Annotated in this window: 17 protein-coding genes; 11 read left to right on the top strand and 6 right to left on the bottom strand. The window is 69.6% G+C overall.

The genetic code is table 11. The features are described from left to right. Positions 1 to 233: 233 nt before the first annotated feature. Entirely contained in the window at positions 234 to 791 is a 558-nt protein-coding gene (locus OHS16_RS03180) for a DoxX family protein (protein WP_328535603.1), read from the bottom strand. A gap of 160 nt (positions 792 to 951) precedes the next feature. On the opposite strand from OHS16_RS03180, the gene OHS16_RS03185 reads away from it, so the two are divergent. Both OHS16_RS03185 and OHS16_RS03190 read left to right on the top strand, forming a co-directional pair. Further along, on the top strand, positions 952 to 1,620 hold the full coding sequence (locus OHS16_RS03185; protein ID WP_328535604.1) for an endonuclease V: 669 nt from the start codon (positions 952 to 954) through the stop codon (positions 1,618 to 1,620). A 66-nt stretch (positions 1,621 to 1,686) separates the two neighbouring features. Then, a complete protein-coding gene (locus OHS16_RS03190) occupies positions 1,687 to 2,148 on the top strand; it encodes a polyketide cyclase (protein WP_328535605.1) in 462 nt (153 codons plus the stop codon). A 42-nt stretch (positions 2,149 to 2,190) separates the two neighbouring features. Here OHS16_RS03190 and OHS16_RS03195 read toward each other — a convergent pair whose 3' ends face one another. Then, positions 2,191 to 4,200 (bottom strand): translation factor GTPase family protein, encoded by a 2,010-nt coding sequence (locus OHS16_RS03195; protein ID WP_328535606.1) that lies wholly within the window; start codon positions 4,198 to 4,200, stop codon positions 2,191 to 2,193. Positions 4,201 to 4,487: 287 nt separating this feature from the next. Here OHS16_RS03195 and OHS16_RS03200 point away from each other — a divergent pair, with 287 nt between their 5' ends. The 9 genes from OHS16_RS03200 to OHS16_RS03240 all read left to right on the top strand — a co-directional run bounded on the left by OHS16_RS03200 (position 4,488) and on the right by OHS16_RS03240 (position 15,322). Next, positions 4,488 to 5,687: a substrate-binding domain-containing protein gene (locus OHS16_RS03200; RefSeq protein WP_328535607.1), complete on the top strand. Its 1,200-nt coding sequence runs from the start codon at positions 4,488 to 4,490 to the stop codon at positions 5,685 to 5,687. 102 nt (positions 5,688 to 5,789) lie between these two features. Next, positions 5,790 to 7,151, top strand: a complete 1,362-nt coding sequence (locus OHS16_RS03205; protein WP_328535608.1) for an ABC transporter substrate-binding protein — start codon at positions 5,790 to 5,792, stop codon at positions 7,149 to 7,151. A 106-nt stretch (positions 7,152 to 7,257) separates the two neighbouring features. After that, on the top strand, positions 7,258 to 8,262 hold the full coding sequence (locus tag OHS16_RS03210; RefSeq protein ID WP_328535609.1) for a carbohydrate ABC transporter permease: 1,005 nt from the start codon (positions 7,258 to 7,260) through the stop codon (positions 8,260 to 8,262). Further along, positions 8,259 to 9,134, top strand: coding sequence for a carbohydrate ABC transporter permease (locus OHS16_RS03215; RefSeq protein ID WP_328535610.1), 876 nt, complete (start codon positions 8,259 to 8,261; stop codon positions 9,132 to 9,134). Before OHS16_RS03210 ends, OHS16_RS03215 begins: the two co-directional genes overlap by 4 nt. Positions 9,135 to 9,173: 39 nt before the next feature. Continuing rightward, complete coding sequence (locus OHS16_RS03220) at positions 9,174 to 10,205, top strand: hydroxyacid dehydrogenase (RefSeq protein WP_328535611.1); 1,032 nt, start codon at positions 9,174 to 9,176, stop codon at positions 10,203 to 10,205. Beyond that, a complete protein-coding gene (locus tag OHS16_RS03225; RefSeq protein WP_328535612.1) occupies positions 10,202 to 12,085 on the top strand; it encodes a DUF2264 domain-containing protein in 1,884 nt (627 codons plus the stop codon). The genes OHS16_RS03220 and OHS16_RS03225 overlap by 4 nt, the downstream gene beginning before the upstream one ends. Before the next feature lie 299 nt (positions 12,086 to 12,384). Further along, positions 12,385 to 12,465 carry a putative leader peptide gene (locus OHS16_RS03230; protein WP_328540696.1) on the top strand — a complete coding sequence of 27 codons (81 nt, stop codon included), beginning with the start codon at positions 12,385 to 12,387 and terminating at the stop codon, positions 12,463 to 12,465. Positions 12,466 to 12,674: 209 nt separating this feature from the next. Next, on the top strand, positions 12,675 to 13,826 hold the full coding sequence (locus OHS16_RS03235) for an LLM class flavin-dependent oxidoreductase (protein ID WP_328535613.1): 1,152 nt from the start codon (positions 12,675 to 12,677) through the stop codon (positions 13,824 to 13,826). After that, positions 13,823 to 15,322: an MFS transporter gene (locus OHS16_RS03240; protein ID WP_328535614.1), complete on the top strand. Its 1,500-nt coding sequence runs from the start codon at positions 13,823 to 13,825 to the stop codon at positions 15,320 to 15,322. Before OHS16_RS03235 ends, OHS16_RS03240 begins: the two co-directional genes overlap by 4 nt. 10 nt (positions 15,323 to 15,332) lie before the next feature. Here OHS16_RS03240 and OHS16_RS03245 read toward each other — a convergent pair whose 3' ends face one another. From OHS16_RS03245 to OHS16_RS03260, 4 genes are all read right to left on the bottom strand, one after another. Next, positions 15,333 to 16,544 (bottom strand): SGNH/GDSL hydrolase family protein, encoded by a 1,212-nt coding sequence (locus tag OHS16_RS03245; protein WP_443042738.1) that lies wholly within the window; start codon positions 16,542 to 16,544, stop codon positions 15,333 to 15,335. Between the two features lie 59 nt (positions 16,545 to 16,603). Beyond that, positions 16,604 to 19,021, bottom strand: coding sequence for a glycosyl hydrolase family 95 catalytic domain-containing protein (locus OHS16_RS03250; protein WP_328535616.1), 2,418 nt, complete (start codon positions 19,019 to 19,021; stop codon positions 16,604 to 16,606). A 160-nt stretch (positions 19,022 to 19,181) separates the two neighbouring features. Next, complete coding sequence (locus OHS16_RS03255) at positions 19,182 to 21,068, bottom strand: alpha-galactosidase D (RefSeq protein ID WP_328535617.1); 1,887 nt, start codon at positions 21,066 to 21,068, stop codon at positions 19,182 to 19,184. Positions 21,069 to 21,249: 181 nt separating this feature from the next. Beyond that, a complete protein-coding gene (locus OHS16_RS03260) occupies positions 21,250 to 22,488 on the bottom strand; it encodes an ROK family transcriptional regulator (RefSeq protein WP_328535618.1) in 1,239 nt (412 codons plus the stop codon). Positions 22,489 to 22,787 lie beyond the last annotated feature (299 nt).

The following is a 22,787-nucleotide window of genomic DNA, read 5'->3' on the forward strand; positions in this document are numbered from 1 at the left end:
CTCTCAGGGCCCGCTTGGGCAAAAGGGCCTCCCGCACCGTTCGACGGCTCGAGCCGAGCGGGAGGCCCTGATGCCCGAGCGGGAGGCCCGTTTGCCGCACCCCCGAGGGCGTCGGCGCTCCCCCACCGGACCGCCGACGGGGTCGACGGTCCGTGAACGGACGGCACACGGCGTTCCGGCGAGTGCGGGTCCGCAGCCCACCATTCCGTAACCATCGGCCCTGTGCTGTGCCCCTAAGCGTTCTGGCCCTCCGGGTCCGCCCCGTTGTCCGCTGCGGTCTTCGCCTCGGCCAGCACCCTGGTCCGCCTGCTGACCACGGCCGCCGTCGCCAGCGCGCTGCCCGTGAAGGCGACGGCAACCGTCCAGGGCTGGTCGAAGCGGTGGCAGGTGGCCCGGTCGAGTGAGTAGCGGCCCGGCCCCGTCAGGCCGATCACGGCGGCTGTGAAGCCCAGAAAGGCGGGGTACTCGAAGCCGCCGCCCTGGGCGAAGAAACCGGCAGGGGCGTGAACGGCGACAGCTCCGGCCATGGCGCCCGCGGCCGCGGCCCCGGCTACGGGCGTGGCGAGCCCCAGCGCCAGCAGTGCACCACCGCCCGCCTCGCCGAGACCCGCGGCGGCGGCGCTGTGGCGCCCGGGCTTGAATCCCATGTGCTCCATCCCCGCGGCGGTCGCGTCGAGGCCTCCGCCGCCGAACCAGCCGAACAGCTTCTGCGACCCGTGCGCCGCGAGCACGGCCCCGGTACCGATGCGCAGTACGAGCAGGCCGATGTCACGTCGATTGATGCAGGTCATCGGTTCTCCAGAGGTGTGGCGGAGGGAAAGGCTACGGGCGTACCTCTCCACTCTCGACGCGCGGCGGCGCCCACCGGCACCGGGGCTGGGCCATTCGGGCGGTGCGACCGGAGCACGTATCGCCTCCATGGGGTGTGCGGGGCCCTCATACAGTGGACCCATGGATACTCCCGCCGACGAGGCAGCGGCCCGCGCGATCCAGGACGAGCTGCGGACCCGCGTGGTGCTGGACGAACCAGGCCCCCCGCCTGGCACCGGCCTGATCACCGGTGTCGATGTGGCGTACGACGACGAACGGGACGTGGTCGCCGCAGCTGCGGTGGTCCTGGACGCCGTCACCCTGGCGGTCGTCGAAGAGACCACCGCGGTCGGCCGGGTCGCTTTCCCCTACGTCCCCGGGCTCCTGGCGTTCCGGGAGATACCGACCGTCCTGGCGGCGCTGGAAGCACTCGAGACCGATCCGGGGCTCGTCGTCTGCGACGGCTACGGTCTCGCGCATCCGCGGCGCTTCGGGCTCGCCAGTCACCTGGGCGTACTGACCGGGCTGCCGGTGATAGGTGTCGCCAAGAACCCCTTTGCCTTCTCCTACGAACAACCCGGCCTCCGGCGGGGCGAGTTCGCGCCTCTGGTAACCGAGGAGGGCGAAGAGGTGGGCCGGGCGCTGCGCACCCAGGACGGCGTCAAGCCGGTCTTCGTCTCCGTGGGCCATCGCGTCGGTCTCGGCAATGCCTGCGCCCACACACTGCGACTGTCGCCCGACTACCGCCTCCCGGAGTCCACCCGCCTCGCCGACGCGCTCTGCCGCCGGGCGCTGCGGGAGGCGACGTAGTGCGGCCATCCGGGCAGCGGGACCCGTGCTCGCTTTGGGCCTGCCCTCCGTGCGAGGGTGGCGCCCATGACGACAGAGCGCTTTGAGGTCCAGCGGCAGATCTCGGCGGCCCCCAGCAGGGTGTTCTCCCTCCTGTGCGACCCCACCGGCCATGTGAACATCGACAGTTCAGGCATGCTCCAGTCCGCTGACGGGAACACCGTGCGGCAGGTGGGCGACACTTTTGTCGTGCATATGGACCGGGAGGCACTCAATGACTTCCCGATGGGGAAGTACGACGTCACGGTGATCATCACCCGGCTCGAGCCGGACGCCCTGATCGAGTGGACGATCTCCGGGACGGTGCAGCCCCCGATCAAGCACCTGTACGGCTACCGCCTCGAGTCCAGTGCCGGCGGGACGCTGGTGACGTCCTACTACGACTGGAGCCAGGTCGAGGAGCGCTACCGCGACAAGGGCATCTTCCCGGTCATCCCCGAAGCCGCGCTGCGCGCCACCCTGGGCATCCTCGCGAGAACCGTTCAGTAGGCGCCCCCCAGGGAGGAGGGCGCCCTGTCCCCGCCGGTCCGCTCAGCCGGTGCTTTCCTGCCCCGCGACCCGCCGTACGACCCGCAGCAGGTACCCCTTGCGGTCGAGCGGATCGTTGTCCGTCCTGGTCCGGGACGGAATCTCCGCGACCACCGGCCGGTAGTGGTCGAAGACGGACTCCATCACGCCCTCGCCGCTGGTCAGCGTCGGCAGTTGCTGCGCCAGCCGGTGCACCGAGGCCGCGGGGATGTCCCCCTCCAGGAGGTACGACGCGCCGTGCACGGACTGGGTGTGCGGAACGGCGCGCAGCCGCCCCAGCACGGGCAGCACCACACCGAACGCGTCGGCCGGGACCTCGAGCCGGAAACGGTGCATCGGCTCGTGCACCGTGGTGCCCGCTTGCCGGAGTGCGCTCATCAGTACCAGCGGCGTCAGATTGCGGAAGTCCCCTGCGGTGCTCGACATGCTCTTGTCGAAGGTGCCGTGCGAGTGGCTCTGCCGCGCCCAGTAACCGGAATGCGTCATGGTGACCGTGCAGTCGGTGACCTGCCATCCGCGCATCCCCTGGCCCAGGGTCTCCCGCACGGTGTCCTCGACTGCTTTGATCAGGGAGTAGGGCATCGAGCCCAGTTCGACCTGGAGCCGGAAGGCCACGCCGCTGCCAACCGGTGCCGGTTCGACACGCAGTCCGACCGTGGCGAGAAAGGGATTGGGATCCTTCCCGATGTACTCGACCGCGGCCCCGGTTCCGGCGGGCCGCTCAATGCAGATGGGAGTGGTCTCGCGGAAGGAGACAACCAAACCGAATTCACTCGCCAGCGTTGCCTGAATCACCTCTTTCTGGACCTCGCCGTAGAGCGAAACGGAGACTTCCTGCCGCGTCCCGTCCTGTCGCAGATTGATCAGCGGGTCCTGCTCGGCCAGTTGGGAGAGGGCCACATGCAGGGAGCCGCTGTCGGACGGGCAGTGGGGAACGACAACCGTTTCGAGCGTGGGCGGGGCGAATTGACGGCGCGGCGGGGCGCCCTTGCGCGGCTCTCCGATCACATCGCCCACCTGGATCTCGCCGAGGCCTCGGACGGTGCCGATCTGCCCTGCGGCAACCGATGGCCGTTCGACGGCCGTACCGCGTTCGAAGGCGCCGATCGCGGTGACCTTTGCCTCACCGTCCCGGCCGAACCGGAGCCGCTGCCTGGTGTGCACGCTCCCGGAGAACATACGCACATAGGCGATCTTCTCGCCGGCCGGGCCGCGTTCGACCTTGAAGACGGTGCCCGAGACCGGGCCGTCGGCATCGCCTTCGGAGGAGGGCAGCAGCTCCCTGATTCCGGCGGTCAGCGCGTCCACACCCGCACCCGTCGCAGCCGAGCCGAAGAACACCGGGTGCACCAGTGCCTGGCGGGTCTGCACTGCGAGCACCTGCCGCAGACCGCTGTACGGGACCGTGGTGCGGTCATCGACACAGGCAGCGAGGAACGCGTCGTCGTTCTCGGCGAGCAGATCGGTCAGCGCCTCCGTGAAGTGGGTGTCATCGGGGCCGTACGGCGCGAACACCGTTTCTGGCGTGCCGACTTCATGGGCGGTGCCCATCGCGATGGCAGCCCTGGTCAGTCTGCCGGTGATGTCCCGCAGTGTGCGTTCGCCCTGGGCGCCGGTCCGGTCGATCTTGTTCACGAAGAAGAGGGTCGGGATGCGGAGGCGCTGAAGCGTCCGCATCAGGACGCGGGTCTGGGCCTGCACCGCTTCCACGGCGGAGATGACCAGCACGGCGCCGTCCAGCACGCTCAGCGCGCGTTCCACCTCGGCGATGAAGTCCGGGTGTCCCGGTGTGTCGATCAGATTGACCGTCACATCGTCGATGTCGAAGGACACGACGGCCGATTTGATGGTGATGCCCCGCTGCCGCTCCAGCTCGAGGGTATCGGTACTGGTATTTCCGTCATCGACGGTGCCGATCTCTTCGATGACACCCGCGGTATGCAGCAGCCGCTCGGTCAGACTGGTCTTACCGGCGTCGACATGGGCCAGAATTCCCAGGTTCAGTGTTCGCACGAAGTTCCATGTCCTCGAAATAGGGGTGAATTCCTGTCCGAATGAACATGAGAGATCCGCGCATTATCAGCTCCCGGGTCGATTTCCTGGCGCACGAAGTACAGCAGGCGGCACCCCGGCGGGCAACCGAATAGTCCGGCCGGCTCCCCGAAGCCCGGCCCCACGACGGAGGAGCGGCCCGGACGGCGGGCAGTGGACAGCCGGGGGCCGGTCGCTATGCTGCGACAGACGCTCAGTCAAAGCGTTCAAACGAACGGTGCGGAGCGGTACGGCGAGAGGGCCACAGCATGCGGGAGCCAGTCGAACTGAGGCGTCAGCGCATCCTCTCGGTGGTGCAGTCGCGCGGCGCAGTCAAGGTCAGCGTGCTGGCCGCCGAGCTGGAGGTCTCGGTGGTCACCGTCCGGCGCGACGTCGAGGAACTGGCCGGCGCGGGAAAGCTGCGGCGGGGGCACGGGGTGGCCCGGCCGGTGGACGACGTCGAGGCGCTGCCCGGCGCTCCGGCCGCGCGGTCCGGCGAGCCGGCCGGGGAGAGTGGCGCGGTCGCCCTGGTCGTACCGGAGCGGCACTCGTACCTCTACGAGACCCTGCACGGTGCCCGCAGCGTTCTGGAGGAGTCCGGGATACGGATCGCCCTGCACATCGCTTCGCAGTCGGCGGGCGCGGAACGGCCGCTGGTGGAGCGGGCGCTGGCCGACGGCGCGCGGGGGCTGCTGATCGCACCGCGGTGGCGCAGTGCCGTCTCGGAAGAGGCGGACTACGGCTGGCTCGCGGATGTGCGGGTGCCCACCGTCCTGATGGAGCGGCGCCCCCGGCCGGGCAGCGCGCTGCACGCGCTGGACTCGGTCTGTTCCGATCACTGGTACGGGGTCCACCTCGCCATCGATCATCTGGTGTCCCTTGGGCACCGCCGTATCGTGCTGGCGGCCCGCGACGACAGCCCCACGGCGCGCACCGTGCGGGCCGCGTTCGCCGAGATCGCCGCTGCCAGGCCGGAGGTGGAGGACTGGAAGGTGGTTCTCAGCACTCCGGACGCCGTGCCGGGCCCTGGCCCCGCGTGGCACCACGCGACCGGCGGGGCGCAGTCCGTTCGGCCGGCCGTGGCGCCGCACGAAGCCCATCCGCTGGATCTGGCCGGGCTGCTGCGTGAGCGCGGAGCCACCGGGGCGGTACTGCACGGCGACGTGGACGCGCTGATGCTGGTGCAACGGCTCACCGAGAGCGGGATGCGGGTGCCGCAGGACTGCTCGGTCGTGGCCTACGACGATGTGGTCGCCGGGCTGGGCAGTACTCCGCTCACCGCCGTCTCACCCCCGAAGACGGAGATCGGGCGGGCGGCTGCCGGACTGCTGCTGCACCGGCTGTCGCGACCGGCCGGCGACACCGCACCGGTACGCAGGACGGAACTGCTGCCGGTACTGAAAGTCCGCGGATCGGCACAGGCCCACACCCCTGCGCACGCCGTGCCCGAGACACCGTCAGACAACTGATCGTTTGACCGCTTCAACTTCCTTTTGATCGATCTATTGACCCACTCCGATCAGCCGATCAGGATTCCCCGTGTCTCGAATCAGCAGCCGCGGGAGGCGCCCATGCCTGGTCGACAGAGCCGCCGGTCCGTGCTCGCCACGATCGCCGCCCTGCCACTGACGGGTGCGCTGAGCGCCTGCAGCGGCAGTGACGGGCCGTCATCAGCAGCGGGCAGTGACCGCGACCTCAGCACCAAGAGAACGAGGAGCGCCACACACATCACCTTCTGGTCCGCGCTGCGCGGCAGCCAGGAAGTGGTGGACGCCTTCAACCGCACCCATGACCGTATTCAGGTGGACTTCCAGCAGATACCCACCGGAGGCCAGGGCGGTTACGCGAAACTCAGCAACGCCGCCCGGGCGGGCAACGCCCCGGACGTCGCCACGATCGAATACCCCCAGCTCCCCGGTTTCGCCATCGACGGTGTCGCCCGTGACATCACAGGGATGATCAGCGACCGGCTGCGCGCCGGACTGCTTCCCCAGGCGCTGGGGCTGACCACCTTCGAGAAGCGCGTCTTCAGCGTGCCGCTGGATGTCGAGCCGATGGTGATGCATTACCGCACCGACCTGTTCAAGCAGTACGGACTCGAAGTGCCGAGTACCTGGGACGAGTTCGAGGATGCGGCCCGGATCGTGCGCGGCAGGGGCGGCGGCCGCAGGCTCACCACCTTCCCCACGGACGGCGCCATGCAGTTCGCGGCGCTCGCCTGGCAGGCAGGCGCCCAGTGGTTCGACACCTCGGGAGGTGCCTGGAACGTCTCGCTCACCGACCGGCCGAGCCGCCGGGTGGCGGCCTACTGGCAGCGGCTCATCGACCAGGACCTGGTGTTCGTGAACGCCGTGGACAGTCAGCAGAACGACGCTCAGATCGGCGACGGCCTGGCTCTCGTCCGGCTCAGCGGCGCCTGGGACGCCGGGGCGCAGATGTCCGCCCACCCGGCCCAGCAGGGACAGTGGGCGATCGCCCCGATCCCCCAGTGGGACCCGGCGAAGCCCGCCATCGGCACCCACGGCGGCTCCACCTTCGCGGTCACCAGGAGCAGTGCGCACCCGGAGGCGGCCCTGGAATTCATCGAGTGGCAGGTGGCGCATCCCGACGCGCTGCGCGCCCGGCTCTCCAGCGGCGCCAGCAGTCAGTATCCGGCCGCCCCGGGGCTTGTCGCCGTCGGCCGTAAGGCGTTCGACCGCCGCTACTACAGCGGCCAGGACATCTACACGCTCTTCGAGAAGGAAGCGCACAAGATACGTGACGGCTGGGTCTGGGGGCCACGGATGACGGCGACCGGAAGGGTGATGCAGGACGGCTTCGCCCGGGCGAGCGACGGACAGGACTCCCTCGTCGAAGCCGTAGGCGCGGCGCAACGCGGCACCATGCCGGACCTCAAGGCACTGGGCCTCGCCACGACCGAGCGCAGCAACTGATGTGCAGCGCTGCGGGGTGCCAGATTTCCGGCCCGCACCACGACCTCCCGCACCGGACACATCTCAGCAGCAGGACCTCCCAGCAGCAGAGAGGCAAGTGACACCCATGACCAGCCCCGCCAACACACCCGCTTCCCTCCGGCCGGCCGCAGGCCTGCAGAAGGCGCAGGCGCCCTCGGCTTCCGGGCCGGCGGACTCCACACGCAGGACGGCCAGGCGCCGAGAACTCGGTGCGTGCGGAATCCTGATGACACCTTTCTTCATCCTTCTCGCCACGGTCTTCCTGATCCCGGTGGGAACAGCCGTATGGCTGAGCTTCTTCAGTGATGACGAGCCGGGACTGGGCTTCGGCCCCGAGCACCGGGTCTTCGTCGGACTGCGCAGCTACACCGCGGTGCTGACGGACCCTACGTTTCTCAGTGGGCTAGGCACCATCGTCCTGTACAGCGTGCTCTACATACCGCTGATGGTGATCGGCGCACTCGCCCTGGCGCTGCTGCTCGACTCCGGAGTCGTGCGGCTGCGCTCATGGGCCCAGCTCGGACTGTTCCTTCCGCATGCCGTGCCCGGCATCATCGCCGCTGTCATCTGGCTGTACCTCTACACCCCCGGGCTGAGTCCGGTGATCGACCTGCTCGGCAGGGCGGACATCACCGTCGACTTCCTCGGCGTGCACACCGTGATCCCGTCGATCGTGAACATCGCACTGTGGAGCAATCTCGGTTACAACATGGTGGTTTTCTACGCGGCGCTGCAGGCCGTGCCGCGCGAGATCATCGAGGCGTCGCACGTCGACGGCGCCGGACCGGTGCGTATCGCACTGAGGATCAAGGCCCCGCTGGTGCGCTCGTCGATCGTGATGGTGGCCATGTTCACCCTCATCTTCGCTCTGCAGCTGTTCACCGAGCCGATGCTGCTCGGTCAGTCCACGCCGATGATCAGCTCCCGTTTCTCGCCCAGCATGTACGTCTACGACGCCGCGTTCACCCGTAACAACTACGGTCTGGCCGCCGCCGCCTCAGTGATCCTGCTGATCCTGACGATCGCACTCTCCTACGGCGTGACCCGCTGGACCAGCCGCACCAACTCCCCCCAGGAGGCTGCCCGATGAGCACGACCGGTGCCTCCCGTACAGCGGCCGCGCTGCGGCCCCGGCTGCTCGGCCGCTCCGTGGTCCGTCTCGTGGTGGGCGTCTCGGTGCTGTACACCCTGCTGCCCGTGCTGTGGCTGGTGCTCGCGGCGGCCAAGGACCAGGACTCGCTCTTCGGCAGCAAGCTGCTCTCGCCCAGCCACTTCTCGTTCCTGCACAACCTGAAGAACCTGTTCGCGATGGACGGTGGGGAGTACGCGAGGTGGTACGGCAACAGCCTGCTGTACGCCGTCCTCGGCGCAGCGCTCGGTGCCCTGCTGAGCGTCGCCTGCGGCTACGCCTTCGACAAGTACCGCTTCGCTCACAAGGAGAAACTGTTCGGCCTTGTTCTGGCCGCCGTCATGGTGCCGCAGACCGTTCTCGCACTGCCGCTCTATCTGATGGCATCGGCGACCGGCGTGGTGAACACCTTCTGGTCGGTCTTCATCCCCGTGCTCTTCAACCCGTTCGGCGTGTATCTCGGAAGGATCTTCAGTCAGGGCTATGTGCCGGATGAGGTGCTCGAAGCCGCGCGGGTGGACGGCGCCGGCGAGCTGGCCACCTACTTCCGGGTCGCACTGCGGATGCTGGGACCGGGCCTGGTCACCGTCTTCCTCTTCCAGCTCACCGCCATCTGGAACAACTTCTTCCTGCCGATGGTGATGCTCTCCGACCAGGACCTGTATCCGGTCAGTCTCGGTCTCTACACCTGGAACAGCTCCGCCACTGTCTCTCCCGAGTACTACCCCGTGGTGATCATGGGTTCACTGCTCGCGGTACTTCCGCTGATCCTCGCCTTCGCGCTGCTCCAGCGCTTCTGGCGCTCGGGGCTCACGGCCGGTGCCGTCAAGTAACCGGACCCGCCCGGCCACCACTCCCCGCACAGGAGAACGATGCCAAGCACCATCCCCCACTCCCGCCCCCGTCCGCGCACCGTACCGGCTATGAGTCGCCACGCGGCAACCGCCGTACTCGGCCCCGGATCTCTGGCAGCACTGGCGGAGGTCTGTGACCTGGCGCCGCTGCCGGTGCTCGACGACCTGACCACGGACCGGGCGCGCGCCGCCCTGGCCGACGCGGAGCTCCTGCTCACCGGCTGGGGCTGTCCGCCGCTCGACGCGGCTGTCCTGGCAGCGGCACCCCGGCTGCGTGCCGTCGTACACACGGCGGGTAGCGTCCGCGGTCACATCACCGAAGCCTGCTGGGAACGTGGCATCGAGGTGTCCTCGGCCGCTGCCGCCAATGCCCTGCCGGTCGCCGAGTACACCGTTGCGATGATCCTGCTCTCCGGCAAGCGCGTGCTGGAACGCGCCCGCTCCCTGCGCGCCACGCGGCGCCGGGACGACTGGCTCGACACCCCGCCCGATGTGGGCAACTACGGCCGCACCGTGGGCATTCTGTCCGCCTCGCTCATCGGGCGGCGCGTCATCGAACTGCTGGCGCCCTACGACCTGCGGGTGCTGCTGCACGATCCGTATGTGTCGGCCGCCGAGGCCGCCGCACTCGGTGTCCGGCAGACCGGGCTCGGTGAACTCTTCGCGCAGAGTGACGTGGTGAGCGTCCACACCCCGCTGCTGCCCGCCACCCGGGGTCTGGTCAGCCGCGAACTGCTTGTTTCGATGCGCCCGGACGCCGTACTCGTCAACACCTCGCGCGGCCAGGTCGTCGACCAGGATGCCTTGCTGGACGTTCTGCGGAAGAACCGGATCCGGGCGATCCTCGATGTCACCGACCCCGAGATCCTGCCGCCGGAGCACCCCCTTTGGGAGTGCGACAACGCACTGATCACCCCGCATCTGGCGGGCTCCCAGGGCAACGAGTGGCGGCGGCTGGCCGACCTCGCGGTCGGCGAGGTCGCCCGCTGGGCCGCGGGCGACGGCTTCGCCCACCCCGTACACCGCGAAAGGCTGGCGTTTCTCGCATGACATCTCCTCTTGGACTCCCCGCCGACGACCGCGTTCTGAGTCCGCACACCGGCTACACCCGGGCGCACTGGGAGGGGGCAGCGGACGGTCTGCTGCACGCGGCGTGGAAGTGGGCCACACCCGGCCGGGCGATGCTCGACCTGCCGGGCCGGCCATCCGGCTCGGGGGTGCGGTCCGACGGACTGGAGGGGTACGCACGCACCTTCCTCGCCGCCGCCTTCCGGGTCGCCGGGGCCGAGGGAAAGGACCCGCACGGCTGGCTGGAGCGGTACGCGCACGGGCTCACCGCAGGCACTCGCACACCCGGCCGGGACGACACGGAGTCCTGGCCGCTGATCCGTGACCACACGGTGTTCGGCCAGCCGATGGTCGAGTCCGCGTCGATCGCCATCGGCCTGCGACTGACCAGGCCCTGGCTGTGGAACCAGCTGGACCCGGGTACACAGGATCGCGCGGAGGAATGGCTGCGGGGCTCGCTGCGCCATACACCGGCACCCAACAACTGGTACCTCTTCCCCTATTCGGTCGCCGCTTTCCTGGAGTCGGTCGGCCGCGGCGACGCGGAGACGACCCGTGCCAGGGAGCGGGCGATCGAGCTGCTCGACGGCTGGTACCGCGGACAGGGCTGGTACGCGGACGGCGACGGCCGCGCCTTCGACCACTACAACGGCTGGGCGCTGCACCTGTATCCGGTGCTCGACGCGTATCTCTCGGGTGATCCCGTACTGTCCGCGCACTACGGAGGACGGTTGCGCGAGCACCTGGAGGGCTTCTCCCTGCTGTTCGGGGCCGACGGCGCGCCGCTCCACTTCGGCCGCTCGCTGACCTACCGCTTCGCGGCCTCGTCTGCGGTGGCGCTCGGCGCGCTGACCGGTCACACCCCGCTGACCCCCGGTGCCTCACGACGGCTGGCCAGCGGTTCGCTGCGCTACTTCCTGGACCGTGGCGCTACCGGCGACGACGGCCTGCTGAGTCTCGGCTGGCACGGCCCGCACGCCGCCACCCTCCAGCACTACTCGGGTCCCGCGTCCCCCTACTGGGCGTCCAAGGCCTTCGTCTCACTGCTCGCCCCACCCGACCACCCGCTGTGGACGGCGACCGAGGAGAGCGCGCCCAGCGAAGGCCCCGACCGGGTGCTGGCGCTGCCGGCGCCCGGACTGCTCGTGCAGACCACGCAGGCGGACGGGATCGTCCGGCTGCACAACCACGGCACCGACCACATCGGCCCGCATCAGGGCGAGTCGGGCGCCCCCGACGACCCGCTCTACAGCCGTCAGGCCTACTCGACGGTCACCGGCCCGACGGCCCGGGAGAACGCGGCGGACAACCATCTGGCGGTGGTGGTGGCGGGCGCGCGCAGCGGCCGGCGGGCCATCCGCCCGCTGGGCGCGGGCCACGGGGACGGGTGGGGGTGGGCCGGCTCGTGGCACCGCCCGGTCTTCACATCGGGCGCGCCGATGGTTCCGGGGCTGAGGGTGGAGAACGTCACGGTGGTCCGCGGACGCTACGAGCTACGGGTGCACCGGGTCCTCGGGGCACCCGACGGGGCCCGGGTGGAGCACACCGGCTGGGCGACCGGGCTCCGCGACGGCGCCAGGTCCGACCTGCTCGGACTGCACGGCTGGGAGACCCGGGACGAGGTACGGGCCCCGCAGGGCACCGCGTTCACCCGCTGGGCATCCGTGCCCCGGCTCAGCGCGGAGGCCGAGCCCGCCATGCTGCTCGTCGCCCTGGCCTCCCTCACCGCGGAACCCGGAGCCTCCCCGCTCGCCGAAGCGGTGAGCGAGGTGCGGGTGGAGGGGGACACCGTCGAGGTCCACTGGACGGACGGGACGACGACCCGCGTCGCCTTCGACCCGCTGTCGGTCGGCCACCGCTGACATCGGCCGTCATCCCGGCGCGGGCGTGATGAGCGCCGGGGGACGGTGACGGCCGGACACGGGGCCGCCACCACCGCGCTGCCGCCGGACAATCCATTCCGGCGGCGGCCGGCTTTCCACGGTGTTCTGCGGGCCGACGCCGTCCGGCGCTGCCGGTCGTGGAGGGTGCGGCGGCCCCCGTGCTCGTCCGATCGGGTGCTGAACAGAGCCGCACCCGGAGCAACTGCCCGTCTCACCTGGCGAAATGCCGGCCGGGGAGCACTTGAACCGGGTGGGGCGTCTCCCGCACAATGCCTGACATGACCGCTGCCGCCGCCTTCCTTGTGGGACGCCTGCACGTCGACCTGTGCCGTCAGTCCAGCGCCACCTGTCGCGACTGACCCCTGCCGGGCCCATGGAGCCGCAGGGCCGGTCGGCCCTCGGCTACTCCCGTATCCGCATCCCCACGGCACAGCGCACAGCGCTGCGGCCGCGTTCCCTCCGTGCCTCCCTGCGTGCCCTGACGCGTACCTGAACGTACGTCGCCGGGCCACTGCGGCATGCCTGATCCGGCATGCCCGGCACACCATCCTCGGCCTTCGGAGCCAGCATGTCTGCCCTTACCTTCCATTGGTTCCTGCCCACGACCGGTGACAGCCGGCACATCGTCGGCGGCGGCCACGGTTCCACGCCAGGCACCGCCGGCGGGGACCGTCCGGCCTCCGTCGAGTACCTGGGCCAGATCGCCCGGACCGCGGAGCAGCTCGGCTTCGCCGGGGCGCTCACCCCGACCGGCGCGTGGTGCGAGGACGCCTGGCTGACCACGGCCATGCTCACCCAGGTCACCGAGCGGCTGAAGTTCCTGGTCGCCTTCCGTCCCGGCCAGATCACCCCGACGCTCTCGGCGCAGATGGCCGCGACCTACCAGCGGCAGTCGCACGGCCGGCTGCTGCTCAACGTCGTGACGGGCGGGGAGTCCGCCGAACAGCGTGCGTACGGCGACTTCCTCGACAAGGACCAGCGGTACGCCAGGACCGGAGAGTTCCTGGACATCGTCCGGCGGCTGTGGGCCGGTGAAAGGGTCGACCACAGCGGCGAGCATCTGCGCGTCGAGGGCGCCGAGTTGAGCCGGCTGCCGGAACCCGCGCCGCAGATCTACTTCGGCGGCTCGTCGCCCGCCGCCGGTGAAGTGGCGGCGCGGTACACCGACGTGTACCTGACCTGGGGCGAACCGCCGCAGCAGGTGAAACAGAAGATCGACTGGGTGCGTTCACTGGCCGCCGCGCAGGGCCGCACCGTACGGTTCGGCATCCGGCTGCACACCATCAGCCGGGACACCTCGGCGCAGGCGTGGGCGGAGGCGGAGCGGCTGCTCAAGGCCATGGATCCGGAGCGCATCAAGAGGGTGCAGCAAGGGCTGGCGACCAGCGAGTCCGAGGGGCAGCGGCGTATGCGCGAACTGCACAACAGCGGGGACACGGGCGACCTGGAGATCCACCCCAACCTGTGGGCAGGCGTCGGACTGGTCCGCGGCGGCGCCGGCACGGCGCTGGTGGGCAGTCATACGGAGGTCGCCGACCTGATCGAGGAGTACCACCAGCTCGGCATAGAGGAGTTCGTCCTGTCCGGGGTGCCACATCTGGAAGAGGCGTACTGGTTCGGCGAGGGCGTTCTGCCGTTGCTGGAGAAGCGCGGCCTGTGGCAGCACCCCGCAGGCCCGCAAACCGTCGAGGCGGGCTTCGTCCCGTTCGCCGCCCGATGAGCGCGGTCCCCACACCCTCGCAGGCACCGGCCGGCGCCCCTGGGCCGGAACAGGGCTCCTCCGCCGACGGGCGGCTGACAACCGTGGTACTCGCCAGCCTGCTGGGCACCACCGTGGAGTGGTACGACTTCTTCCTCTACAGCACGGCTGCCGGGCTGGTGTTCAGCAAGCTGTTCTTCCCCACGGCCGACGGCACGGTCGGCACGATGCTGTCGTTCGCGACGTTTGCAGTGGGTTTCGTCGCCCGCCCCATAGGCGGCCTGCTCTTCGGGCACATCGGCGACCGGATCGGCCGCCGGCACACCCTGGCCTTCACCATGGGCCTGATGGGCGTCTCCACCGCCCTCATCGGCCTGCTGCCCACGTACCAGCAGGTGGGCATTCTCGCCCCCGCGCTGCTCCTGGTCCTGCGGGTCGTGCAGGGTATCGCCCTGGGCGGGGAGTGGGCCGGCGCGGTGCTGCTGGCCGTGGAGTACGGACCTGCGGGGCGCAAGGGCCGGTTCGGCAGCTATCCGCAGATCGGGCTGGCGCTCGGACTGGCACTGGGTACCGGCGTGTTCGCGCTGCTGAGCGACGTGCTCAGCGAAGCCGCGTTCCTCGACTACGGATGGCGGATCGCCTTCCTCATCAGCCTGCTGCTCGTCGTGGTCGGGCTGACCGTGCGTCTTCGAATCGACGAAACGCCGGCCTTCCGTGCCGCGCGCCGTTTTCAGGAACTGCCGAGAGCGGCGCCGCTGGTGGCGGTGGTGCGTGACCCGGCGGCGCGCCGGCACGTCCTGCTCGGAATGCTCGCTCGGTGGGGCGAGGGGGCGGCCTTCAACACCTGGGGCGTCTTCGCGATCACCTATGCGGCCGGGACGCTGAAGCTGGACCGCACTCCGGTACTGCTCGCCGTCACCGCAGCGGCGCTCGTCATGGCCGTACTGATACCGCTGTCCGGGGCCGCGGTCGACCGCTGGGGGGCCCGCACGGTCTACCTCACGGGCCTGACCGCTTTCACCGTCAGCGTCTTTCCGGCGTTCTGGCTCTTCGGTACCGGCGGTACCTGGCCCTTCGCGGCGACGCTCGTCGTCACGCTGGGGATCGTGCACGCGTGGTTCTACGGCGCCCAGGGCACCTTGTTCGCCGGCCTGTTCGCCACACCGGTCCGGTACACGGGTATGTCGTTCGTCTACCAGATGTCCGGCATATTCGCGTCCGGCGTCACTCCGCTGATCATGACCGCGCTGCTGGCGCTCGGCTCGGGCAGCCCATGGCCGGCCTGTGGCTATCTGTCGCTCACCGGCCTGGTGAGTGTGTGGGCGACCGGCCGGCTGCGGGACGGCGACCAGCATGTGCCGACCGGGTGGTCTGCCCTGACGCATGACGGGGCGTCAGGGCGCGAATCCACCCTCCCGGACGACGGCCGACCGGGAGGGCCGGTCCGTCAGGACGGACCGATACGGCCGGTGACCGTCGCCGGTACCACGCGCGCCGTCTCCCGCCGCACCGGATAGGACTGCCGGCTCAGCGGTCGCACCGCAGAGCCGGCAGATCGACAGCGTCGGCCATCGCCTGCATCCCCTTGTCGTTGGGGTGGACGTGGTCGCCGCTGTCGAAGAACGGCAGCATCTCCTGCCGGTCGTACGGATTGCGCATGATCCTGTCGAGGTCCGTCACTGCGTCGAACTCGCCGTCGCTCCTGATCCAGTCGTTGACGCCCTGGCGCACGGCCTCACCAGGAGCGTCGTACTCGGACCAGCCCTTGTACGGCATCACGGTCGCGCCGACGACACACTTGCCCGCGGCGTGCGCCCTGTCGATGATCTGGTGATAGCCGGCGATCAGGTCGTCCGCCGTGACGCCGGTGTGTGCTTTGAGGTCGTTGATGCCCTCAAGCAGGAACACCGTGCTGACACCTGGCTGGGAGAGCACATCACGCTGCAACCTGTTCAGCGCGGACTGTCCGTTGCCGTCCGCGAGTACCTTGTTGCCCGAGACGCCTTCGTTCGCCACTCCCTTCACCGGGATCCCGGACGCTGCCTGGAGCCGCCGGGAGAGATAGTCGGGCCAGCGACGGTTCCCGTCCGTCGTCGAGGCCCATCCGTCGGTGATGGAGTCGCCGAGGGCGACCACCGAGCCGACCGCCATGGACGTCTCCACGTTGACGGCGTCCAGCCAATACCAGGAGCCCATCGGGTCGGTCCAGTTGGACGCGCCCTCTTCGGCAGCGTGGTCGCCCGCAGTCGCGTAGTTGGTCTGCATAGCCATGCCGTGGCCGGTCGTCGGTCCCAGAGCGCCCGTCACGTACAGGCTGATGACCAGATTGCTCTGGGCGGCCAGTTTTCCGGGCAGCGGATCGCTGAGCACGATCTCACCGGCCGGGACGGTGACGGACTCGGCCCGGCCGAAGGTCAAACGGCGATTGCTGTGGTGGACCAGCTCCGCACCCTGCTTCTGCAGCCCCGCGTAGGCACTCGCGAAGGTCACCGGGTGGTCGCCGAAGGCGTTGGACAGCCGGATGCGCATGCCCGTGCCGCCGGCGCTGGTGCGCACGATCAGCCGGTAGCTGCGGTCGGCGGGCCCGGCACCCTGCCGGTCGGCGGCGGCGCCCCAGGTCACCACCGAGTGCTGCCCCGCCGGGGCCGCCGCTGAGGGCGCCGCACTCTGCGCCTGTACCGTCGATGCGTTGGTCAGGGGTATGCAGACCGCCACGATCAACGCGGTGACGGCACCCATCATGCGGCCCCGCCAGGCGGACCGTTCCCTCCGTCCGGTGCGGTGCATCGAGTCGGCGCTCATCCGAGGTTCCGCAAGGTGACCGACCGGCCCGGTTCGAGGGTGACGTTCCTCGATGTGGCGCCGGCGAGGACGGTCGTACGGCGGCCGCCGACACTCCTGAGTGTCGCCCGGGTGACCTTGCCGTTCTTCCAGCTGAAGTCGGCGACGAAGCCACCGCGTACGCCCACGCCGGACACCGAGCCGGATGCCGCCCATGCGGCGGGCAGCGCCGGCAGCAGCTCGACGTGGCCGGGCCGCGAGTAGACCAGCATCTCGATGATCGCGGCCGGGGTACCGAAGTTCGCTTCGATCTGGAAGATGCCGCGGCCTTCCCCCATGTCCATGATGTCAAAGAGGTTCGGCGCCGAGCCGTTGCTACCGCTCACCGACGGCTTCAGGTTGTTGACGACGAGCTGGTAGGCGTTCTCCGCGTTCTTCAGACGGGCCCAGCACAGGCTGCGCCAGGCGTTGGACCAGCCGTAGCTGTTCATGCCACGAGCGGTCAGGAGGGCCGTCGCGCCGGCGAGGATGTCCTTCGGGGTGGACTCGTCGGGCCGGATCCTGTCGCCGGGGAAGAGGCCGATGAGCGGCGAGAGGTGCCGGTGCGTGGTCTCACCGAGGTTGTCGGGCGACATCCACTCCTCCAGCCAGCCGGTCTTGGGGCTGACCACGGGCAGATACAGCCGCTCACGCAGACCGTCGACGGTCTTGCTGTAGCCGGCGTCCTTGCCGAGCACCTCGGTGGCGGTGCGGTAGTTACCGAAGAGGTTCCACACCAGTTCCTGCGCGTAGGTGATGCCCTTGGCGTCGAGCGGTCCCTGCTCGGGAGACCAGTCGCTGTCGGCGATCAGGACCTCGCGCGATGCTCCGGACGCGTCGGTGAGGGTCGTGGTGACGAGGCGGGCCTCCCAGAACTCCACCGCTCCCTTGATCAGTGGGTAGACCTTCTTGAGGTAGGCGCGGTCCTGGGTGTACTCGTAGTGCTCGAACAGGCTCTGGCAGAGCCAGGCGTTGCCTGCCGGGTGCCACCACCAGCCGCCACCGCCGTAGGGGTTGGTGGAGATGGCCACGGTCCAGCCGGCGATCTTGCCGCTGGAGTTGCGGTATCTGTTGGACGGGTCGTTGAACAGCCGCTGGGTGAGGTCCGTCCAGTCGGGCAGCTGCACGAGACAGTAGTCCGTGAAGGCGTCGAAGCAGTCGGAAAGGCCCGCCCGGTCGGCCATCCAGTAGTTCATCTGGACGTTGATGTCGGTGTGGTAGTCGCCCATCCAGTCCGGGTCGTTGCCGTCCAGCCAGGGACCCTGGAGGCCCATCGGCAGGCTGCCCCGCGATCCGGAGATCATCAGGTAGCGGCCGAACTGCAGGTAGGCGGCTTCGAGTTCCGGGTCGGGGACGTCGTCCCGGTAGCGCGCCTGGATTCGTTCCCAGGTGTCCAGTTCGAGCTGCGCGGCGGTCGACGCGCCGAGGTTGATGTCCAGTTGTCCGAACACGGAGCGGAAGTCGGCGACGTGGGTGTGCAGCAGGGTGCTCGCCGAGTGAGCGGCCGCGTCCAGGACCTTGCTCCTGGCAAGGCGCTGCGGGTCCACGGACGGGTCGCGGAACTTCGCGGCGGCATCGGGCGCGTAGTCGGTGCCACCGCTGACGACGACGGTGAGGTCCTTGCAGTCGCTGAAGGAGATGGACGATCCGCTGACGGCGACCTTTCCGGTGCTGCTGCGGGCGGTGACGGCGGCGCCGTACTTCAGGCCGTTGGCCAAGGAGGCGCCGAACGACGCGTAGCGGCCCGCGCTGTCGGCGGTGGTGGACTCGCCATGGGTCCCGGCGAGGGAGACGGTACCGGTATAGGAGCCGCCGCCCTGCTGGGAGAAGTACAGGACGACGGCGTCGTCGGGTCGGCTGGCGAAGACCTGCCGCCGGTAGGTGACGCCGGAGATGTCGTACGAGGTGCTGATCAGGCCCTGGGCCAGGTCGAGGGAGCGACGGTAGTTGCCGACGCTGCCCAGGTCGTGGTCGGGGATGGCGACGGTGAGTTCGGCCAGCAGGGTCAAGGAGCCGAAGTCGTCGCGGCCGTAGGGGAACTGGCCGTCGCTCTGCAGTTTGTCGTTGAGACCTCCGGTCCACAGGGTGGCATCGGTGATCATCAGGAGTTCACCGGCGGGGTCGTTGCTCGCGAGCGCACCGAGCCGCCCGTTCCCGACCGGCAGCCCCTGCTCGATCATCGACTTGGCGGAGCCGGGAGCCCCCCACCACAGCTGGTTCTTCGCGGCGTCGGCCGCGGACAGCATGGGCGAAACGGTGGGTCGCAGGGGGGCCGCCGATGCGGTGAAGGCGGGCAGGCCGCCGAGTGCGGTGGCCGCTCCGGCAGCTGCGGCGAGAGTGAGGAAGCCTCGGCGGCTGGGGCGATGGTCGCGTGGTTCGGTGTGCTGGATGTCCACGGTTGTGCACTCCATATCCGGGAAATACGCGTGAGGGAAAGTGACGACCGCGGGCCGGGGGCCATTCGTCGGAAGCTCACTCGATGAGCGTGTGGGGCGGCCGGGTGAAGCCGGCCGCCAGGTGCGGGGCCAGGCCGCGGCCCGGCCCCGCGGGGGTGCGTCAGAGGGACTGCGGTACGTCGATCCTGTCGATGTCGGGCGCGTAACCGCTGCTGCCGCTGTCGAAGGTGACGGAGTTGGAGCCCGCCTTCAGAGCCAGCTGGACACTGACGGTGTCGGCTGTGCTCCAGTCACCTGTGGAGGGGAACTTCAGGCTGGTGCCGTTACCGCTGTTGGAGTAGACGGTCACCGAACGGGGGTCGCCGCTGACGTAGGCGACGTTGACGGTGTAGATCCCGTCCTTCTTCACCGTGATGTCGTTGAACTGCAGCTTGCCGCCGGTGTAGAGGTTGCCGACCTTCTTGCCACCGGAGCAGGCGTCGCATCCGGCGATGGAGGCGTTGCCGCTGAGGGTGTTGGCGGCGGACTCGGCCTCGTAGCTCCTGGTCGCCGGCGTGGTGCCGCCGGGCTTGACGGTGAAGAGCCTCGAGCCGTGCGCGGGCAGCGCTTCGGTGATCTTGTTCTTGTGGGTCCCGAGGTTCTCCTTGTTCCACAGGTCACGCACGGAGGCGTTCCCGGCAAATCCGAAGGATGCCCAGTCGGCGGTGACGGAGGCCGGGGAGTCCCCGAGGTTGAACAGGGCGACGGTGTAGCTGCCGTCGGAGTTCTTGGTGCCCCAGACCTGCTGGTCGCCCACGGTGGTGACCGGTCGCGCGACGGGTGAGTCGTTCTGGTCGACTCCGATCACCTCCTGGTCGGTCAGCAGCGAGACACCGTAACTGTCCAGCTTCGTGAGGTCGTCGCCGGTGAAGAGCGGCGACTTGTTGATGGCCCATAGAGTCATGTAGCTCTGCCGCTCGGCCTTGGTCAGGCCGTCCATCGTCCCGTTGCCGACGTCGACCGCGTCGAGGTCGTTCCAGCCGCCCGGGCCGGCCTTGCTGCTCCACGCCGGGGCGTCGTCCCACCGGTCGTTGACCGAATTCTCCCAGCTGACAAGCGTGTTGCAGTAGCACTCGACGTCGGTGTCGATGCGCCAGCCGTTGGAGTACTGCTTCCAGTCGGCGGCGTGCGCGATGTCGAGCGACCAGGAGAGCTCGAGGTGGATCGGGTGTCCGGTGGCGTCGATGGCCTTGTGCCAGGCGGCGACGTCGGCGACGTTGTCGTAGTTGTCACCGGACTTGGCTGACCCAGGGCCCACGCCGTCCAGCTTGAGGAAGTCGTAGCCCCAGTCGGCGAACATCTGCGCCTGCGAGTCGATGTACTGCTGCGCGCAGGGCTTGTCGAAGTCCAGCTTGTAGGCGCTGTCCCAGCCGTTGGTCGTGCGCAGGTCCGGGTAGACGATGTCGGCGGTGGTACAGCCCGGCGCGTTCCGGATCGGCACCGCGCCGTGGCCGTAGGCCCCCTTCTCCAGGCCCACGGGCAGGTAGATGCCCGCCTTGAGGCCCTTGGAGTGAATGTGGTCGGCAACCGGCTGCATGCCGTGGGGGAAACGGACCGGATCGGGCCGCTGCCGGCCGTACTGGTCGAAACCTGACTTCCAGTCCTTGTCCATCCACCAGCCGGCATCGATGTTGACGTGGTCGTAGCCGAATGTCTTCAGTTTGGCGGCGAGGGCGTCCGTCTGCTTGAGGACGTTCGCCTCCGTCAGATAGCTGTAGTCACCGTCCGGATTGAGGCCCGGGTACTTGGAGGACTGCATGCTCCAGCTTGACCAGCCCATGTACGGCTTGGCCGCGGGGCCGGAGGAGCCGTCCCCCGTTGTTGCTGCCGGGGCGGAGGCAGCGGCCGGGGACGCGGTGGCGGCGCCCTTCGCCCCGGCAGGGGTCGCGGCGGCGGGAACGGCCGTCGCGAGAGCGGCCGTGACGGCCAGGACCAGCCCGCTCCGTATGGTCCGGCGCACGGGGCCGGCGGCACCCCCGGAAGGGGCTGAGTACGAGGGTGACCACATGGGCCGGACCTCCTGTTGTCGGATCACTGGGACAGCGATGTGGACGGGCAGGGCACGGGCGTTCAGGGAGTCACAGGACCTGGACGCGGGCCCCGCGGCCGGCCCTTCGTTCCGTGACGAGGTACGGGTGGTGACGTACCGGTCGGGCCGCCCGGGCCGGGGCGTGGAAAGCGGCGGTCTGTCATCCGTCCGGATCTGCGACGGGCGCCGGGCGGAGTCGTTGTGGATCCGGACCGATTACGGTTCGCGAGCGCCATGCGCCCGAACCGATGAAGGACTGGATCGCGGTGGCCGCGGCCCCACGTGCCCACTCCTCGAAAGGCAGTGGACGTGTCATCACGTCGCACTGCGCGGCGGTACCGAAGGCGGAAGCGGCGAACGCCTCGCGGATACCGTCGGCGAACAGGTCGTGGGCAGCCAGGCCCTCACCCGAGATGATCACTCGCTCCGGGCCGAGCACGTTGACCACGGAACCGATGGCCCTGCCGATGGCCTCACCGGCGCGAGCGTAGACCTCTCGGACACCGGGGTCGCCGCTGCGGGCCAGGTCGAGCGCCTCCGCTGCGGTGGCCACGGGCCTGCCCGCGGCCTCGCGGACCCCGCGCAGGATCGCGGGGTCCGCCGCGATGGCCTCGACACACCCGTTGTTGCCGCAGTGGCAGAGCGGGCCCAGCGGATCGATGGACAGATGTCCGATCTCGCCGGCCACCCCGTGCGCGCCCGACACCACCCGCCCGTGCACCACCAGGCCGCAGCCGATGCCCGCGCCCACGGTCACCAGGGCGAAGTCGGAGAGTCCGACTCCGGCACCGAACCACTGCTCGGCGACGGTGAGGGCACGCACGTCGTTGTCGACCGTGACCGGGAGTCCGGTCGCGGTCTCGGTGGTCTCGGCGAGGGGGATGTCCCGCCACTCCAGGAAGGGTGAGTAGCGGACCACACCCTCCGCGCGGTCCACGTCGCCCGAGACGGCGATGCCCAGCCCCCGGACCTGCACCCCGAATCCGTCGGCCTCCGTGCGGAGTTCCCGCACCAGCGCGGTGATGGCGGAGATCACCGCATCCGGCTCGCGTTCGGTGAGCCGTACATGCCGGGCCAGCCGGATCCGGCAGCGCAGATCGGCAAGGACGGCGATGATCTCGTCGCCTGTCACCTTGACCCCGATGAACAGCGCCTTGCCCGCCTGCACACGTACCAGGTTGGCCGGTCGGCCGAGAGCAGGCCGGGCCGCCTCGTCCGCGCCCTCGGCCAGGTAGCCGGCCTCCATCAGCGGGCGCACCGCCTTGGTGACCGCGGCAGCGGACAGTGTCGTCCGCCGCGCGATCTCGGCGCGGGTGAGAGGACCCCGGGAGAGCACAGTCGTGAAGACGAGCGAAGCGGCCGGCGTCGTCGACGGGGCCGTCTCGTGCGGAGAGGGCATGGCCGGGAACTTAGGGTCATTCTTTTCCGTCGTCAATAAAAGATTCGGACTCCTGTGAAAAACCTTTGCCGAGCGCCCGCCCGATCGGGGCCCGCACCCGCCGGCGGAGAAATCCGCTGTGCAAAAGTTTGATGCCCCATCAGCAGAACGAGGGCATGAGGACCTTCGGGTAACGGCTGACCGCCCCATCCGTCGTCAACGGCGCCGCCGTCCCGCCGGCCACGCGATCAAAGGCGGCGCGCCCCGCTGATCGTCCGGCGAGCGCCGGCGCGCCGCGGGCCGGAGATCCCGCTCTCCGG

Source organism: Streptomyces sp. NBC_00344, from assembly GCF_036088315.1.
Taxonomy (GTDB): domain Bacteria; phylum Actinomycetota; class Actinomycetes; order Streptomycetales; family Streptomycetaceae; genus Streptomyces.

Coding starts and splice junctions, on each gene's coding strand:
- OHS16_RS03180 (WP_328535603.1), bottom strand. CDS start 791: ATGACCTGCATCAATCGACGTGACATCGGCCTGCTCGTACTGCGCATC.
- OHS16_RS03185 (WP_328535604.1), top strand. CDS start 952: ATGGATACTCCCGCCGACGAGGCAGCGGCCCGCGCGATCCAGGACGAG.
- OHS16_RS03190 (WP_328535605.1), top strand. CDS start 1,687: ATGACGACAGAGCGCTTTGAGGTCCAGCGGCAGATCTCGGCGGCCCCC.
- OHS16_RS03200 (WP_328535607.1), top strand. CDS start 4,488: ATGCGGGAGCCAGTCGAACTGAGGCGTCAGCGCATCCTCTCGGTGGTG.
- OHS16_RS03205 (WP_328535608.1), top strand. CDS start 5,790: ATGCCTGGTCGACAGAGCCGCCGGTCCGTGCTCGCCACGATCGCCGCC.
- OHS16_RS03210 (WP_328535609.1), top strand. CDS start 7,258: ATGACCAGCCCCGCCAACACACCCGCTTCCCTCCGGCCGGCCGCAGGC.
- OHS16_RS03215 (WP_328535610.1), top strand. CDS start 8,259: ATGAGCACGACCGGTGCCTCCCGTACAGCGGCCGCGCTGCGGCCCCGG.
- OHS16_RS03220 (WP_328535611.1), top strand. CDS start 9,174: ATGCCAAGCACCATCCCCCACTCCCGCCCCCGTCCGCGCACCGTACCG.
- OHS16_RS03225 (WP_328535612.1), top strand. CDS start 10,202: ATGACATCTCCTCTTGGACTCCCCGCCGACGACCGCGTTCTGAGTCCG.
- OHS16_RS03230 (WP_328540696.1), top strand. CDS start 12,385: ATGACCGCTGCCGCCGCCTTCCTTGTGGGACGCCTGCACGTCGACCTG.
- OHS16_RS03235 (WP_328535613.1), top strand. CDS start 12,675: ATGTCTGCCCTTACCTTCCATTGGTTCCTGCCCACGACCGGTGACAGC.
- OHS16_RS03240 (WP_328535614.1), top strand. CDS start 13,823: ATGAGCGCGGTCCCCACACCCTCGCAGGCACCGGCCGGCGCCCCTGGG.
- OHS16_RS03245 (WP_443042738.1), bottom strand. CDS start 16,544: ATGGGTGCCGTCACCGCGTTGATCGTGGCGGTCTGCATACCCCTGACC.
- OHS16_RS03255 (WP_328535617.1), bottom strand. CDS start 21,068: ATGTGGTCACCCTCGTACTCAGCCCCTTCCGGGGGTGCCGCCGGCCCC.
- OHS16_RS03260 (WP_328535618.1), bottom strand. CDS start 22,488: ATGCCCTCTCCGCACGAGACGGCCCCGTCGACGACGCCGGCCGCTTCG.